This is a genomic window from Aurantimonas sp. C2-5-R2 (assembly GCF_036549495.1).
GTDB classification, from domain to species: Bacteria; Pseudomonadota; Alphaproteobacteria; order Rhizobiales; family Rhizobiaceae; genus Aurantimonas; species Aurantimonas coralicida_A.
The window spans coordinates 35,081-50,366 of the sequence record NZ_JAZHLJ010000017.1; the positions used below are offsets into that span (position 1 = coordinate 35,081).

The 15,286-nt window shown below is 65.4% G+C and carries 20 protein-coding genes; 9 read left to right on the forward strand and 11 right to left on the reverse strand.

Going from position 1 to position 15,286, the window contains the following annotated elements:
* Window positions 1-22 precede the first annotated feature (22 nt).
* Window positions 23-196, forward strand: coding sequence for a hypothetical protein (locus VQ044_RS10215; protein ID WP_327647326.1), 174 nt, complete (start codon window positions 23-25; stop codon window positions 194-196).
* Between the two features lie 4 nt (window positions 197-200).
* Here VQ044_RS10215 and VQ044_RS10220 read toward each other — a convergent pair whose 3' ends face one another.
* On the reverse strand, window positions 201-821 hold the full coding sequence (locus tag VQ044_RS10220) for a LysE/ArgO family amino acid transporter (protein WP_327647327.1): 621 nt from the start codon (window positions 819-821) through the stop codon (window positions 201-203).
* A gap of 40 nt (window positions 822-861) precedes the next feature.
* Window positions 862-1,614: an SOS response-associated peptidase gene (locus tag VQ044_RS10225; RefSeq protein WP_327647358.1), complete on the reverse strand. Its 753-nt coding sequence runs from the start codon at window positions 1,612-1,614 to the stop codon at window positions 862-864.
* A gap of 75 nt (window positions 1,615-1,689) precedes the next feature.
* Between VQ044_RS10225 and VQ044_RS10230 the strand changes: the two genes are divergently transcribed.
* From VQ044_RS10230 to VQ044_RS10245, 4 genes are all read left to right on the forward strand, one after another.
* Window positions 1,690-2,118, forward strand: coding sequence for an NUDIX domain-containing protein (locus VQ044_RS10230; RefSeq protein WP_327647328.1), 429 nt, complete (start codon window positions 1,690-1,692; stop codon window positions 2,116-2,118).
* A gap of 145 nt (window positions 2,119-2,263) precedes the next feature.
* Entirely contained in the window at window positions 2,264-2,722 is a 459-nt protein-coding gene (locus tag VQ044_RS10235) for a TIGR02301 family protein (RefSeq protein ID WP_327647329.1), read from the forward strand.
* A gap of 104 nt (window positions 2,723-2,826) precedes the next feature.
* Complete coding sequence (locus VQ044_RS10240; RefSeq protein ID WP_206453373.1) at window positions 2,827-3,087, forward strand: hypothetical protein; 261 nt, start codon at window positions 2,827-2,829, stop codon at window positions 3,085-3,087.
* An 89-nt stretch (window positions 3,088-3,176) separates the two neighbouring features.
* Window positions 3,177-3,968: a hypothetical protein gene (locus VQ044_RS10245; RefSeq protein ID WP_327647330.1), complete on the forward strand. Its 792-nt coding sequence runs from the start codon at window positions 3,177-3,179 to the stop codon at window positions 3,966-3,968.
* Between the two features lie 46 nt (window positions 3,969-4,014).
* Here VQ044_RS10245 and VQ044_RS10250 read toward each other — a convergent pair whose 3' ends face one another.
* A complete protein-coding gene (locus VQ044_RS10250; protein ID WP_327647331.1) occupies window positions 4,015-5,361 on the reverse strand; it encodes a dihydroorotase in 1,347 nt (448 codons plus the stop codon).
* Window positions 5,362-5,436: 75 nt separating this feature from the next.
* Here VQ044_RS10250 and ygfZ point away from each other — a divergent pair, with 75 nt between their 5' ends.
* Genes ygfZ through VQ044_RS10265 form a run of 3 tightly spaced genes read left to right on the forward strand, consistent with a single transcriptional unit; the run spans window position 5,437 to window position 7,486 of the window.
* Window positions 5,437-6,300: a CAF17-like 4Fe-4S cluster assembly/insertion protein YgfZ gene (gene ygfZ, locus VQ044_RS10255; protein WP_327647332.1), complete on the forward strand. Its 864-nt coding sequence runs from the start codon at window positions 5,437-5,439 to the stop codon at window positions 6,298-6,300.
* Window positions 6,297-6,938 (forward strand): HD family hydrolase, encoded by a 642-nt coding sequence (locus tag VQ044_RS10260; protein ID WP_327647333.1) that lies wholly within the window; start codon window positions 6,297-6,299, stop codon window positions 6,936-6,938. Before ygfZ ends, VQ044_RS10260 begins: the two co-directional genes overlap by 4 nt.
* 32 nt (window positions 6,939-6,970) lie before the next feature.
* On the forward strand, window positions 6,971-7,486 hold the full coding sequence (locus VQ044_RS10265) for a tyrosine phosphatase family protein (RefSeq protein WP_327647334.1): 516 nt from the start codon (window positions 6,971-6,973) through the stop codon (window positions 7,484-7,486).
* 48 nt (window positions 7,487-7,534) lie between these two features.
* On the opposite strand, the gene panB is transcribed toward VQ044_RS10265, so the two are convergent.
* The 3 genes from panB to VQ044_RS10280 form a co-directional block, all read right to left on the reverse strand.
* Window positions 7,535-8,353 carry a 3-methyl-2-oxobutanoate hydroxymethyltransferase gene (gene panB, locus VQ044_RS10270; protein ID WP_327647335.1) on the reverse strand — a complete coding sequence of 273 codons (819 nt, stop codon included), beginning with the start codon at window positions 8,351-8,353 and terminating at the stop codon, window positions 7,535-7,537.
* On the reverse strand, window positions 8,350-9,231 hold the full coding sequence (gene panC, locus VQ044_RS10275) for a pantoate--beta-alanine ligase (RefSeq protein WP_327624835.1): 882 nt from the start codon (window positions 9,229-9,231) through the stop codon (window positions 8,350-8,352). Before panC ends, panB begins: the two co-directional genes overlap by 4 nt.
* Window positions 9,232-9,319: 88 nt before the next feature.
* A complete protein-coding gene (locus tag VQ044_RS10280; protein ID WP_327647337.1) occupies window positions 9,320-9,697 on the reverse strand; it encodes a type II toxin-antitoxin system PemK/MazF family toxin in 378 nt (125 codons plus the stop codon).
* A gap of 366 nt (window positions 9,698-10,063) precedes the next feature.
* On the opposite strand from VQ044_RS10280, the gene VQ044_RS10285 reads away from it, so the two are divergent.
* Window positions 10,064-11,293, forward strand: a complete 1,230-nt coding sequence (locus tag VQ044_RS10285) for an MFS transporter (RefSeq protein WP_327647338.1) — start codon at window positions 10,064-10,066, stop codon at window positions 11,291-11,293.
* Between the two features lie 12 nt (window positions 11,294-11,305).
* Here the strand turns inward: VQ044_RS10285 and recO are convergent, their stop codons facing one another.
* From recO to VQ044_RS10310, 5 genes are all read right to left on the reverse strand, one after another.
* Window positions 11,306-12,043 carry a DNA repair protein RecO gene (gene recO, locus VQ044_RS10290; RefSeq protein ID WP_327647339.1) on the reverse strand — a complete coding sequence of 246 codons (738 nt, stop codon included), beginning with the start codon at window positions 12,041-12,043 and terminating at the stop codon, window positions 11,306-11,308.
* 97 nt (window positions 12,044-12,140) lie between these two features.
* Window positions 12,141-13,091, reverse strand: a complete 951-nt coding sequence (era, locus tag VQ044_RS10295) for a GTPase Era (protein WP_327647341.1) — start codon at window positions 13,089-13,091, stop codon at window positions 12,141-12,143.
* The gene (gene rnc / locus VQ044_RS10300; RefSeq protein ID WP_327624841.1) at window positions 13,088-13,798 is read right to left on the reverse strand and encodes a ribonuclease III; all 711 of its coding nucleotides are present in this window, start codon (window positions 13,796-13,798) and stop codon (window positions 13,088-13,090) included. The genes era and rnc overlap by 4 nt, the downstream gene beginning before the upstream one ends.
* Complete coding sequence (lepB, locus tag VQ044_RS10305) at window positions 13,786-14,523, reverse strand: signal peptidase I (protein ID WP_327624842.1); 738 nt, start codon at window positions 14,521-14,523, stop codon at window positions 13,786-13,788. The genes rnc and lepB overlap by 13 nt, the downstream gene beginning before the upstream one ends.
* 88 nt (window positions 14,524-14,611) lie before the next feature.
* Window positions 14,612-15,241, reverse strand: coding sequence for a DUF2062 domain-containing protein (locus VQ044_RS10310; RefSeq protein WP_331829168.1), 630 nt, complete (start codon window positions 15,239-15,241; stop codon window positions 14,612-14,614).
* Between the last annotated feature and the right edge of the window lie 45 nt (window positions 15,242-15,286).

Consider the following 15,286-nt stretch of genomic DNA (forward strand, 5'->3'; position numbering starts at 1 on the left):
AAACAAGCCACGGATCGAGGCCATGAAAACCGAGACAATTCAATTTCGCTCCAAGAGCGACCGCGAGCGTGACGTAGATCTTGAGCGCAACTACCACGAGATCGGCATCCCCGCGATTGCGGCGGCGAGCCAGTGCTGCTGCAAGCAGAAGCAGGCGAAGGCTGACACTTCGAACGCTAAAAAAGACGCCGGCTGACGAGCTACCCGCCGCCGACTAGCAGGCCGGTTGCGAGGATCGCCATCACTGCGGCGATCGAAAGGTCCAGAATCCGCCACGCGGCGGGTTTTCGAAAGAGCGGTGCCAGCAATCGCGCGCCGTAGCCAAGCGCCACGAACCAGACGATCGATGCGGCCATCGCGCCGCCGGCATAGGCGGCTTTCTCCGCCCCCGTTGCGTAGCGCGCCGAAAGGCTTCCCAGCAGAACCACCGTATCCAGATAGACATGCGGGTTGAGGAACGTCAGCCCGAGCACCGTCGCGAGCGCCGCGCGCCGGCTCATGAGCCGGCCGCCCCGCACGGCCATGGCGTTGCGGTCGAAGGCGCGGCGCAGTGCCAGGAACGCATAGGCGTACAGGAACGCGGCGCCGGCGAAGGTAACGAATCGGACCACACCGGGCGCGCCGGTGATCAGGCTGCCCAGTCCGGCGACGCCAGCGGCGATCAACACAGCATCCGACAGGCTGCAGACCAGCACGACGGCGAGGACGTGATTGCGCACCAGGCCGCGTTCAAGCACGAACGCGTTCTGCGCGCCGATCGCCACGATCAGGCCGAGTCCGAGGGCAAAGCCGCCGAAGGCCGCCGGCAGAAGGTCCGTCATGGCTGTCCGTATCGCTCGGTTCGCGTTTGGAAGAAGTCGGTCAAAGCAGTTTCCGCTGAACATCGAGCGCCGCGTCCGTGCCGGTTGGCAGCGGTTCGGCCTCGGCGATCGGGCGCTGGATGTCCGGATCGGTATTCGCCACGGCGTTGACGCGGTCCGACACGCGCACCGGCTCGAAAAAATCGTCGTTGGCGGCGTACAGAATATCGGCGACCGCCGCAGGGTCGTTGTCCCGACAGTTCAACCAGCGTGTGTGGTCAGCCGGCGCCACGACGACCGGCATCCGCTCGTGAATCGGCGCGATCCGCCGGTTGGCGGCCGTCGTCAAGATCGCTGCGGTGTCGACCTCGCTGCCGTCGGCGCCGAGCCAAGTTTCCATCAATCCCGCAAAGCAGAAGGGCATGCCATCGCCGGGCCGCAGAAAATAGGCCTCGGATTTCGCCTTCCCGCGCCGCCGCCACTCGTAGAAGCCGCTGGCGGGGATCAGGCAGCGGCGGTATCGCATCGCCGCGCGGAAGGAATTCTTCTCGGCCGCCGTCTCGGCCCGGGCGTTGAACAGCAGCGGAAAACTCCGCCAGTCCTTCACCCAGGATGGAACGAACCCCCAACGGGCGAGAAGCGCCGTGCGATGGAGAAAATTCGCCCCCGGCCGCTCCGCCTGTCCACCGATCGCGATCAGGATGGGCTGGGTGGGCGCGATGTTGTAGCGGGGCGGAAACGGCTCGATCTCCGCCAGCGCGAGCATTTCGGCTATCGTCTCGGGGGTTGCCGTCAAGGTAAAGCGTCCGCACATGGCGCTGTTGAGCCGGAGCGAAGGGCCGGTGTCAAGAAGCGCGCAGGCCACGGAAGGCGATCGGAATGAGACACGATGGATAACGCCCCTGCCCGCCCGCTTCTCGGCGTCTCGGTCTGCCTGATGAGTCGCGATCGCGTTCTCCTGGTGGAACGGGGGCAGCCACCTTTCGCCGGTCGCCTGAGCCTGCCCGGCGGCAAGGTACTGTGGGGCGAGCGCCTCGATGCCGCCGCCCGGCGCGAGCTGGCCGAGGAAACCGGCGTCATCGCCGGACCGCTGGAATTTCTGCGACTGCACGAGGCGATCGACGACGCATTTCACGCCGTGATCACTGTTTTCTGTGGACGGGTCCCCGAGGATGCGGCGATGCAAGCGGCGGACGACGCCGCTGCGCTGTATCTGATGAGCTTGGCGGAGGTCGCAGCAGCGGACGCCGACGGCCGAACGACGCCTGGCCTTTGGCAGGCCGTGAGCGCCGCTGCGGAGCAACTGGTCAAGGACTGAGTGGGAGGCCAGCGAGCGGGTTTCGGCAGACTTTCGCCGTCGGCGGCGCCTCTGGTTGTTGCCAGAATGGCGCAGGCTGCGGGATAAGGCCCGGCATTGTGAGGCAACCCTTGCAAATCCGTTAACGAGAGCTGAAAGATTTCCGATGCGTCTGCGTGTTTCTTTCTCGGCCATCGCCATCGCGGCGGTCCTTCTGGGTTCCGTCGGCGGCACTGACCTACACGCACAGACAGCCGAGACGCCGGCGCAAGAAGAGGGTGTCGTGGACGCGGGGGAAACTCCGGCGACGGTGGCGCCGATCGACGCGCCCTACACGAAGTCGTTGAACCGCCTCGCTTCGATTCTCGGGTCGATGCATTTTCTGCGGACGCTTTGCAACGATCCTCAGGCCGCCGTGTGGCGGGAGAAAATGCGGGAACTGATCGAGGCGCAAGCGCCCAACGACGCTGACAGAAGGCATCTGGTGGCGAGTTTCAACGGCGGCTACCGCTCGTTCGAATCGACCTACCGCAGTTGCACACCGGCCGCTCGCGTCGCGGTCAATCGCTATCAGGGCGAGGGGGCGACGCTCGCACGCGAGATTGGCGCTAGGTACGGAAATTAACCTCGGATTAACGGTCCTCGAAAACGGCTTCGATTTTTGCAATGAGATCGTGTTAGGACGTTAACGGGACGTGAAGCCGAAAGGCTGGAATTGAGGGGATCGCAATGATCGATTTGCAGGGTGCCGAGCTGGACGAGATGATCCAGGCCGAAAAGAAGCAAGTCGCTTTCGAATATCACAACGAAGCCTGGGCCGACGGCATCTCGGACGGGATCGAGGCCGAGATCCTGGCGGAGACCGCGATCACGACCGCGCTGACCGAGCTTGTCAGGCTGCATGGCGAGGACGACGTCCTGGGAATGGTCGAGGCGCTACGCCAGCGAATCGAGTTTGGCGAGTTCCGGCCGAACCGGACCATCCAATAGACGCGCAGGGTCGTCCCGACCGTTTTGTCGTGCCGGCGTCCCGGCACTCGTTCGAAGGCAGTGAAAGTTTTGCCAAGCCGATGCGCCGCGTGAACCTTGTCATCAGCGTCGCCGCATTTGGCGTGGCCCTGCTCGCAGCGGCCAATGCTCAGGCCTTCTCCCAGATCGAACCGACTGAGGGACAATCGGATTCCAAGGAAGGAATCCTCGTCGTTCCGTTACCGCCGCTGCCCTCCGCGGACGCCGACGCGAACAGGCCCGCGCCGCAGGTCGGCGACGACAGCCAAAGCGATCCGGGGCGAACTGACGACGGCGAATCGCCATTGCCGCCCGCCGAGGAACCCGAGAGCGGCGGCGATCTGAAATCGAAGCCTTCGTCCGCCGACGCGAAGACGGTGCTCGCGGTTCCGCTCGCCACCGAGATCGCCTATGGCGACGACGGGCTGCCCGCGCCGGTGCGCGACCTTCGCGCCAAACTCATCGCGATCGCCAGGGCCGGCGAGATCGAGAAATTGCGCCCCTATATCGAGGCCGGCGAAGACGGGACGGTTCTGTCTTTCGGCGATGTCGGCGGCGATCCGATTGAATTTCTAAAACAGACGTCCGGCGATGGCGAAGGCCTGGAAATTCTGGCGATTCTTCAAGAGATTCTCCAGGCTGGCCACGTCCGCGTCGAACCGGGCGCCGACAACGAGATCTATGTCTGGCCGTATTTTACCCAGGTTGCCATCGACAGCCTGTCGAAGTCGCAATTGGTCGAACTGTTCGAGCTCGTTACTGCCGGCGACTACGAGGCGATGAAGGAGTTCGGCGCTTATAATTTCTACCGCGTCGGCATTTCGCCGGACGGGCGACTCAGCTTCTTCGTCGCCGGCGACTGAACGCAGTGGAGGCGGCGGTTCCCGCCCCGCCCCAGGCGCGCCGCGCCTATCGTCGCACCGGCAGAGCTTCCAGGAATTCCACCGGCTCGCCGGTAGCGCTCTCGACCAAATCGCCATCCCACATGACCCGGCGGCCACGGACCATCGTGCCGACGGGCCAGCCGGTGACCTGCTTGCCGTCATAGGGCGTCCATTGCGCGCGCGAGCCGATCCAGCCGTCGCTGATCGTCGTCTGGCGCTTCAGATCGGCGATGGTGAAATCGGCGTCGTAGCCGAGCGCGATCCGGCCCTTGTCCGCTATGCCGAAGATGCGCTGCGGCCCGGCCGAGGTTAGATCGACGAAGCGGGCGAGAGACAGCCGGCCGTTGGCGACGTGATCGAGCATGATCGGCACCAGTGTCTGAACCCCGGTCATGCCGGAGGGAGACTGCGGGTAAGGTTTGGCCTTTTCCTCCAGCGTATGCGGCGCGTGGTCCGAGCCGAGGACGTCGATGACGCCGTCGGCGACGCCCCGCCAGATTCCATCCCGGTGCCGTGCCTCGCGCACGGGCGGGTTCATCTGCAGCTTGGTGCCGAGGCGGGCATAGTCGTCCGCCGTCATCGTCAGATGATGCGGCGTCGCCTCGCAGGTGGCGTTGCGCTTGTGGCCGGCGAGAAACGCGATCTCCTCTGCGGTCGAAATATGCAGGACATGGATGCGGGCGCCCTCTTCCTCGGCGATTCGCACCAGCCGCTCGGTGCATTGCAGCGCCGCGATTTCGTCGCGCCAGACCGGGTGCGACGCCGGATCGTTCTCGATTCGCAGCGCCGCCCGCTCGCGCAGGCGGAACTCGTCCTCCGAGTGGAAAGCGGCGCGCCGGCGCGTGCGTTTCAGGATCTCGCGGACGCCGTCGTCGTCCTCGACCAGCAGCGAGCCGGTCGACGAGCCCATGAACACCTTGATGCCCGCGGCGCCCGGCAGCCGCTCCAGTTCGGCAACCTCCGCCGCGTTCTCGCGCGTTCCCCCGACCCAGAAGGCGAAATCGCAATGCATCCGATGGCGACCGCGACGCAGCTTGTCGGCGAGCGCCGCCTCGCTCGTAGTCAGCGGATTGGTGTTCGGCATTTCAAAGACGCAGGTCACGCCCCCGAGGACGGCGGCGCGCGATCCGGTTTCGAGGTCTTCCTTGTGCTCGGCTCCGGGTTCGCGAAAATGCACCTGGCTGTCGATGACACCCGGCAGAACGTGCAGGCCGGTGCAATCGATCACCGTCCCGGCCGATCCGGGATCGATCGTCCCGATCGCGGCGATCCGTCCCTCTATGATCCCGATATCGCGGATGCCGGCGCCGTCCTGATTGACGACCGTGCCGCCCTTTAGAACCGTCTCGTAGGTCGTGGCGGTCGTGCCCATCGATGCTATCCCGTGCTTGTCCCTCTGCCGTGTCCGGCTTACGTAACTGAGCTGGATCACACAAGCGAGCCGCCCATGCCTTACGCCCAATTGCCGGAGCGGACCGTTCTCGCCGTCACCGGGGACGATGCCGATCACTTTCTTCAGACGCTGGTCACCGCCGACCTCGACCAGCTCGGCGCGGAGGAGATGCGGCCCTCGGCGCTTTTGACACCGCAGGGCAAGATCCTGTTCGAATTTTTGATCGGACGAATCGACGGCGGCTACCGCCTCGACTACGCCCTGGCCGCGGCGGCGGGTCTGACCAAGCGTCTCGGATTGTATCGCCTGCGCAGCAAGGTCGCGATCGAGCCGGAAGCGACGCCGGTATTCGCGCTGTGGGGCGAGGCAAATGCCGCCCTCGCCGGCTCCTTCGTCGACCGGCGCTTCCCGGAGGGAGACGTCGCCCGTCGCTATGGCAACGCGCCGGCAGGGATCCAAGCGGCGGGCCCGGACGACTATCACGCGCTTCGCGTCAGAAGCGGCGTCGCCGAAGCCGAGACCGACTATCCCGGCTCCGATGTCTTTCCTCACGACGTGCTGCTCGATCAGAACGGCGGCGTCTCCTTCAAGAAGGGCTGCTTCGTCGGCCAGGAAGTGGTCTCGCGGATGCAGCATCGCGGCACCGCGCGGCGGCGCCTGATGCTCTTGTCCGGCGAACGGCATCTGACCCCCGGCGCTAATATCGAGGCCGGCGGCAAGACCGTGGGAACGGTGCTGGCGACGACCGGTGCGGACGGATTCGGCTTCGTCCGGATCGACCGGCTGGCGGACATGTTGGCGAAGGGCGAAAAGCTGTCTTCCGACGGAGTCCCGCTGACGGCGACGATCCCGCCCTGGGCGGGCTTTTCCCTGCCGGAGCCGAACCAGGCCGCGTCCGGGACCGGGACCGAAGCATGAGCCGAATCGGACCCAAGCCGAAGCGCGTCTGGCAACGGATGCTGTCGGGCCGCCGGCTCGATCTGCTCGACCCCTCGCCGCTCGACGTCGAGATCGAGGACATTGCCCACGGCCTCGCCCGCGTCGCCCGCTGGAACGGCCAGACGCGCGGCGATCACGCCTTCTCCGTCGCGCAGCATTCTCTGATCGTCGAAGCGATCGTGGCGCGAGGAGAAAGCGACCCGCGCTGGCGGTTGGCGGCCCTTCTCCATGATGGTCCGGAATATGTCATCGGCGACATGATCTCGCCGTTCAAGAGCGTCATGGGCGGCGACTACAAGCTGGTCGAAAAGCGGCTCCAGGCGGCGGTGCATCTGCGCTTCGGCCTGCCGGCGAGGCTTCCCGCCCCGATCGAGAAGGCGATCAAGGCCGCCGACCGGATCTCGGCCTATTTCGAGGCGACACTGCTCGCCGGCTTCGAAGCGCACGAAGCGGCGGCGTTCTTCGGCAAGCCTGGAGCAGCGCGCCTCGACGCGGAGGATTTCACGCCGGTGGCGACGGCGGCGACGGAGGCGGCCTTCCTTCAGCGATTCGCCGAACTCGATACTGAAGTCGCGGCGACGACGTCGATTGTCAGCAAAGCGGTCAGGCGGGGGTGACAGCGCGACGGCACCGGACATAATGTCCGCGCATGTCCTATCTCGTGGTCTCTTCCCTCGCCGAGCTGCCCGCCACCGTCGCCCAGCACGGCGCGCTCGATCTCGTGACGCTGATCAATGCCGATACGGCGGTGCCTCGGCCGACGGGCATTGTCGCCGAGCGTCATCTGTTTCTCGGCTTCAACGACATCGCCGAGCCGGTCGAGGGGATGATCGCGCCGTCGCAGGGCCATATCGACGAATTGCTCGTCTTCGGGCGACGTTGGAACCGGGAAAAGCCGCTGGCGATCCATTGCTGGGCGGGAATCAGCCGCTCCACCGCCGCCGCCTTCATCATGGCGCTGGCGATCAATCCGGACCTCGAGGAAGCCGCGCTGGCGCAGGAGTTGCGGCGGCGTGCCCCGTCCGCGACGCCCAACCGGCGGCTGGTCGCACTGGCCGACGAGAAGCTCGAACGCGGCGGCCGGATGGTCGCGGCGATCCATGCGATCGGCCGGGGCGAAGACGCCTTCTCCGGCACGCCCTTCGTTCTGCCGCTGACGCTTTAGCGGCAGAGTCCCGCCGTTAGCGCCGGTGGTCGCGGAAGAAAGCCTGCCTCAGCCCCGCGGCCGATAGACGTGCTCCGGCCCGGGAAAGTCCCGCGACCGAACCTCCTCGGCATAGTTCGATACCGCCTGGCCCACAGCCTCGCCAAGGGCCGCGTAGCGCTTGACGAAGCGCGGCGCCCGTTCGGTCAGGCCCAGCATGTCCTCCAGCACGAGGATCTGTCCGTCGCAGGCCGCCGCTGCGCCGATCCCGATGGTCGGCGCAGCGATATCCCGCGTGATCGCCTCGGCCAAAGGCTCGACGATGCCCTCCAGCACGACGGAAAAGGCGCCCGCCTCGCTGACCGCCCGCGCGTCGGCCAGAATCCGGTCGCGGCCAGCTTCGTCATGCCCCTGCGTGCGAAAGCCGCCGAGGGCGTTCACCGACTGGGGTGTCAGCCCGACATGGGCCATCACCGGAATCCCACGCTCGGCCAGAAATGCGATTGTTCCGGCTATGCGGCTGCCGCCTTCGAGCTTGACCGCGCCGCAGCCGGTCTCCGCCATCACCCGCGCGGCCGCGCGGAAGGCGTCCGACGGGCTCGCTTCGTAGCTGCCGAACGGCATGTCGACGACGACGAGCGCCTTGGACGCGCCGGCCATCACCGCCCGCCCATGGGCGATCATCAGCTCCAGCGACGCGCCGAGCGTCGACCCCATGCCGTGCTCGACCATCGCCAGGCTATCGCCGACGAGGATGCAATCCACATGCGGATCGACGAGCCGTGCCATGATCGTGTTGTAGGCGGTGACGGCGACGATCGGCGTCGCACCTTTGCGAGAACGCAGTTCCGGTGCCGTCAGGCGCGTCGTGCGGATCGGCGAACTCATGCGCATTCTCCCGTTTGGGCGGATCGGCTCTTCTGCGCGGCCACGCGCTGATCGATCAACAGCACCTCGCCGAACCGCGCCGTGACCAACAGGACCACCGGCCGATCGCCGATCCGATCGACGGCGTCGAGCGTCGCCGCGTCGCGAAGATCGAGAGACTGCAGACCGGCGCGGGGCTCGGCTTCGATGATCACCCGAACGGCTGAGAGAACCGTCGCCGCATCGCGCTCGCCGCCAACGACCAATCTCTCGCCCTCGTCGAGAGCGCTTGCCAGGACCGTCGCGGCTGTGCGCTCCTCCGGCGACAGGCGCACATTGCGCGACGACAGGGCAAGACCGTCGGCTTCACGCACCGTCGGCACGGCGACGATCTCGATCGGCATTTCCAGATCGGCGACCATCCGCCGGATGATCGTCAGTTGCTGATAGTCCTTCTCGCCGAAATAGGCCCGGTCCGGCTGGACGATGTTGAACAGCTTGGTGACGACCGTCGCCACGCCCCGGAAATGGCCGGGGCGCAATTCGCCGATCAGGATGTCGCCGAGCGGCTTCAGGTCCACGAAGGCCTGCATCGGCCGGCCATACATCTCATCAACGGGCGGCGCGAAGACGTAGTCGACCGGGAAATTCGCGAGTTGCGCCAAATCGCTCTCGATATCGCGGGGATAGGCGTCAAGATCCTCGTTCGGACCGAACTGCGTCGGGTTGACGAAGATGGTGACCACGACCCGGTCGTTCTCGGCCACCGCCCGCTCGACCAGCTTCAGATGCCCGGCGTGCAGATAGCCCATGGTTGGCACGACACCGATCGTCTCGCCGGCGAGGCGATGCGCCTTCAGCGCGGCACGTAGCGGCGCGATCCGTTCGAACAACTGCAAGCGCCCCTCCTCGGCTGTCGCGGATCTTTTAGCGACCCGAGGCCTCCGGTGGAAGGCTTAACCGCGTTCCAACCATGATGGAGACGAATCAAACGAAAGCGAACATTTGAACGAGCCGCTCCTGGAGCGAACGCGCATCCGTTTCGCTGAGGGTGCCGAGACGCGTGGCAAGCCGGCGATGATCGACCGCTCGGATCTGGTCCGCCGCGATTTCGCCGTCACGGCCATCGAAGGTCACGGCGATACGCGTCGGCCATCCCCGCAGCCGCGGTGTCAGCGGACAGACGATCGCCGTCGACAACGCGCCGTTCATTTCATCCGGGGATACCACCACCGCCGGTCGCGTCTTTCGAATCTCGGAACCAACGGTCGGATCAAGAGTCACGAGCCAGACCTCTCCACGGCGTGGATAACCGCGCTCAATCGGCATTGTCCCAATCGAGATCAGCTTCCAGCCACGTCGCATCCTCGTCGGAAATGTCGGCTCCCCGTTTCCCGAAGGCGCCTGCCCAGCCACTCCGCGAAGACTGGGACCGCGGCCGTATGACCAAGGCACCGTCCTCGATCGCAAGATCGGCCCTGTCGGTTAGCCCCACGGCATCGATCACGCTCTTGGGAAGGCGTAAGCCGCGCGAGTTTCCGATCTGAACAAGACGAATTTCCATAACAGCGAAGTTATCACAACGTAATTACGTTGCAAGATCGACCCACGGCCAATTCGCCGGGGACCGCCCGCATTCCCTCCGGTGATCGCACCGATCACCGAAACGCGTTTCCCTCAGGCTCGATCCGGATGCTAACGCTCTAAGTGCCGAACCCGGAGACCGGAAGCATGAGCGCGACCACATCGACCACCAGGGGAGCGACGAGGCCATGGATCGCGATCGCCGCTGGTTGCGCCATCGCGCTGTTGACCTTCGGCCCCCGCTCGGCAATCGGCTTCTTCCAGATTCCGATGCTCGCCGAGCATGGCTGGAGCCGCGAGGATTTCGCCATCGCGATCGCCATCCAGAACCTGTTCTGGGGCGCCGGGCAACCGATCTTCGGCGCCATCGCTGACCGATTCGGCACCGGCAGGGTGCTGATTCTATCAGGGTTTCTCTACGCCGTCGGGCTCGGCGTCACCGCCATCGCCCCGACGCCGTTCTGGCTGACCATCGGTTCCGGCGTCCTTGTCGGGCTTGGCGTCGCCGCCGGCTCATTCGGTATCGTGCTGGCGGCCTTCGCGCGGCGGGTGACGCCCGAGCAGCGCTCCTTCGTCTTCGGCCTCGGCACGGCCGCGGGCTCGGCCGGCATGTTCCTGTTCGCGCCACTCAGCCAGGCACTGATCGACAGCTATGGCTGGTCCGATTCACTGCTCATCCTGTCGGCCATGATGCTGCTGGTGCCGCTGTTCGCTTATGCTTTGCGCGGCAACAGCCGCACCTCCGGCAACCTCCAGGCGGAGGTGGAGCAGACCATGGGCGCGGCGCTGCGCGAGGCTTTCGCGACCAAGAGCTATCTGCTTTTGACCACCGGCTTCTTCGTCTGCGGCTTTCAGGTCGCCTTCATCACCGCGCATTTTCCGGCCTATATCGCCGACCTCGGCATGGCGCCGGTCTGGGCGGTGACGGCGCTCTCCCTGATCGGCTTCTTCAACATCATCGGCTCGATCGGCTCGGGCCTGATCGGCCAGCGCTATTCCAAGCCGCATTTCCTCGCGCTGATCTATATCGGCCGCTCGATCGCGGTGACCATCTTCCTGCTGACGCCCCAGACGCCGGCGACGGTCGTCGTCTTCTCCACGGTGATGGGGCTGTTGTGGTTGTCGACGGTGCCGCCGACCAATGCGCTCGTGGCGATCATGTTCGGCACCCGCTATCTGGGACTGCTCGGCGGGCTGGTCTTCTTGTCGCACCAGATCGGCTCGTTTCTCGGCGTCTGGCTCGGCGGCTATCTCTACGTCGCGATGGGCTCCTACGATCCGGTCTGGTGGCTCGGCGTCATCCTTGGCCTGATCGCGGCGGTCGTCCACTGGCCGATCCGTGAGGCGCCGGTGGAGCGCGAATTGCTGCCGGCATAAGACGGCGTTCGATCAGGCGTTTGTTCGGGCGCGGATTTTCTCGATGGCGGCCAGGAACCCTGCTCGGGAGAGCGGCTCGGCAAGGCCGCGCGGCTCGAACACATGCCGCGAGAGGAAATAGCCGGTCATGCGAAACCCGTCGACGAGGCTTTGCGGGTCGCACGCCGTGTCGCTTTCAATGAGGAACCCGGGGAGCGGCAAGAGTTTGTCGCGCCAGGGCTTGCCGGCGTCCCGGCTAACCGCCCGGCCAGTCTTCGGCGAGACATAGACGAGATCGTCCCGCCGCCCGGTCGCCGCGCAGCGCTCCAGGTCAAGGCCGAAGCCGAGTTCTTCCAGCAGCGCGATCTCGAACCGCAGCATCAATTCCGCCGCCTTGTCCGGCTCGTCCAAATGATCGACGATCACCGCCAGCCCGTCATAGAGGCGGGCGTGCGGGTCGCGTTCGGCGAGCAGGCGCAGATGCGCCGCGACGAGCTGGACGCCGTTGAGGCCGATGCCGTTTTCCATCAGCCGCGCCGCGCGCAGTTCCAGCGGTTCGATGAGGAAGATGCCCATATGCTCGTCGAGACGAGCGCGCCAATGGATGGCGACGGAATTGCCGGGTTGGAGCATCGGCTGCTGCTTGCGCGAGCGCCCGCCGCGCACGAGACCGAGATGGCGGCCGCGCTCACGGGTCATCACCTCGGCGATGACGCTGGTCTCGCCATGCCGGCGCACGCCCAACACGATCGCATCCTCACGCCATTCCATGGGAAACCGCGTCCCTTCCCGCTTGGACCGGCGCCGACGCGCCGGATCGGATAGCACCCGAAATCCGATGGCGATCCGATGTGCGGCGTCGCGCCGACTATTTCTCGAAAGTCAGCCCCATCTCGCGATAGCGCTCCGGGTCATCGCCCCAGTTTTCGCGGACCTTGACGAAAAGGAACAGGTGGACCGTCTGGTCGGCCGCCTCCATGATCTCCTTGCGCGCCGCCTGGCCGATCGCCTTGATGGTCTCGCCATTGTGGCCGATGACGATACGCTTCTGACTGTCGCGCTCGACATAGATGGTCTGCTCGATACGCACCGACCCGTCCTTGCGCGCTTCCCACAATTCGGTCTCGACATGGGACGAATAGGGCAGTTCCTGATGCAGTCGCAGGAAGAGCTTTTCGCGGGTGATCTCGGCCGCGAGCTGGCGTAGCGGCAGATCGGTGATCTGGTCTTCGGGATAATACCACGGGCCTTCCGGCAGCGCGCGGGCCAGATAGGTCATCAGATCGTCGCAACCCGAGCCGTTGAGCGCCGAGATCATGAAGATCTCGGCGAAATCGCCGCGCTCCGAAATCTCCTTGGTCAACCCCAGCAGGCGGTCGCGCTTCATGCGATCGACCTTGTTGAGCAAGAGCACCTTCGGCTGATCGACGGTTTTCAGCCGCTCCAGGATCGTCTCCACGTCCTCGCTGATGCCCCGGTCGGCATCGATGATAGCGAGCACGATGTCGGCGTCCCTGGCACCGGACCAGGCGGTCCGCACCATCGCCCGGTCGAGCCGCCGTTTCGGCGCGAACACGCCCGGCGTGTCGACGAAGACGATCTGGGTGCGGTCGCGGATGGCGATGCCACGCACCAGCGCCCGTGTCGTCTGCACCTTGTGGGTGACGATCGAAACCTTGGTGCCGACGAGCTGATTGACCAGCGTCGACTTGCCGGCATTGGGCGCGCCGAGCAGCGCCACGAAGCCCGAGCGGGTCGGCGCAAGAGCGCCCTCGGCCGGGACCGCGGTATCTTGGGTCTGATCGTCTTGGTCGGTCAATTGTCGTCCTTCCAGACAGATTCGCGGATAAGGACCGCGGTGGCGGCCTCCTGTTCGGCAATTCGCTTCGAGCGTCCTTGGCCGTCCGCCGTCTCGACACCGGGGACGGTGACGCGGACGGTGAACACCGGATCGTGGTCGGGGCCGGACCGTTCCACGATGTCGTAGCGCGGTGTCTCCGGCCCGCGGGTATGGGCCCATTCCTGCAGCGCCGTCTTCGGATCGCGCCGGGCGCTTCCCGCGTCATCGAGACGCCCCGCCCAATGGGCGATGATGAAGCCGCGCGCCGTCTCCAGCCCTTCGCCGAGATAGATCGCCGCGATCAGCGACTCGACGAGATCGGCGCGGATGCTCCGCGTCCGCTCGCCCTTCAGCTTCTTCAGATCGCCGCCATGTCGGACGAATTCGTAGAGTCCGAGTTCATCGGCGATTTCGGCGCAGGTCTCGGCGCTGACCAGGGAATTCAGCCGCAACGACAGCTCGCCTTCGTCGGCACTGGGAAACATTTCGAACAGCTTTTCGGCGATCACAAGGCCGAGCACCCGATCGCCGAGAAATTCCAGCCGCTCGTAGCTGCGGTCGTTGCCACCGGAGGGCCGCAGGCTCGAATGGGTGAGCGCGCGCTCGAACCGCGCGCGCTCGCGAAATCGAATGCCGAGCCGGCGTTCGAGCTCGTCGAGCGACTTGTCGGCTTTCAGCTTAGCCATGTCAGAATGCGGCTCGGACGCAAATCCGTCGGCCATTTCCAGATTTCGAGCGGCGACACGTCATCCTGGACGGAGAAGAAGATCACCTGCGCCTTGCCGACCAAATTCTCGAAGGGAACGTAACCGACGTCGAACCGGCTATCCAGCGAGTTGTCGCGGTTGTCACCCATCATGAAATAATGCCCGTCCGGCACCACGAATTCGCGGGTGTTGTCGCCGGCCGAGCTCGGGCTGAGATCAAGCGTCAGATAGGAGACGCCATTGGGCAGCGTCTCGCGATATTGCGGCACGGCGGTGCCGTCGTCGGCGACGAACTCGCCCACCACTTCGCGCGGTACCGGTTTGCCGTTGATGGAGAGCACGCCATCGCGGACCTGGATGCGATCGCCCGGCAGACCGATCAACCGCTTGATATAATCGGTGTCCTCCTCGCGTGGCTTGCGGAAGACGACGACATCGCCCCGATCCGGCGCGGAGCCGAGCAACCGGCCCTCGAACAGCGGCGGCGAGAACGGGATCGAATATTTCGAGAAGCCGTAGCTCCATTTGGAGACGAAGAGGTAGTCGCCCACCAAAAGCGTCGGCATCATCGAGCCGGAGGGAATCGAGAATGGCTGGAACAGGAACGTGCGGATGATCAGCGCCAAAAGCAGCGCCTGCACGATGACCTTGACGGTTTCGCCGAAGCCGCCGCCTTGTTCCGCCCGTTCGGCCTCGTCGACCATGCCCTGCCCTTCATTGCCGTTTCGCGCCGCAAAACGTCGCTCGGCGCCTTCTATCGGCTCGCTTTCACCGGAGCAATGCACTGAATTGTTAAACTTCGTCGGAGGTGCGCAGGCTTCCCCCCGCCGTGACCGAGCGTTGAGCCTTCTCGGCACCCCGAAGTGGTCTGGCCGGCGGCCGCCCTTCCAGAATGCGCCGCGTGCGGTGTTTTTGAAAGCTGCGCGCCGCGGCGAACACCAGCCCGTATGCCAGCAACCCGGCAGCGGTGCCGAGGGGAATCCCGCCGACGAGCATCGGCTTGACGATGGGCGTCCAGATCGAGGCGAAATCCATATGCGTCAAGGCGCGGCCAATCCCCGAGGGCGCCGTTCCATCGATCGTCCGCGAGGTCAGGAAGAACTGCCCGATTTCATAGGTCGCGCCCCAGATGAACGGAAAGCTCAGCGGGTTGCCGACCGCCGTTCCGAGCGCCGCCGACGCCATGTTGCCGGCGACCACATAGGCGAGCGCGAAGGCGAGCAGGAAGTGGAAGCCGATGAAGGGTGTGAAGGATGAAAAGACCCCCGCGGCGAAGCCGGCGGCAATGGCGTGCGGCGTCGCATTGAGCCGCAGAACACGCTTCTGCAGGTAACGGAACGAGCGCGAGAACGAGCGGCGCGGCCAAAGCAGCGTACGAAGCTTCGATCCAAACTTTTCCGGATGGCGTCGCCCGAACAGCATGCCCGTCGCATTCCTCATCTCGCCGGCGCGCCGGCCATGGTCCAC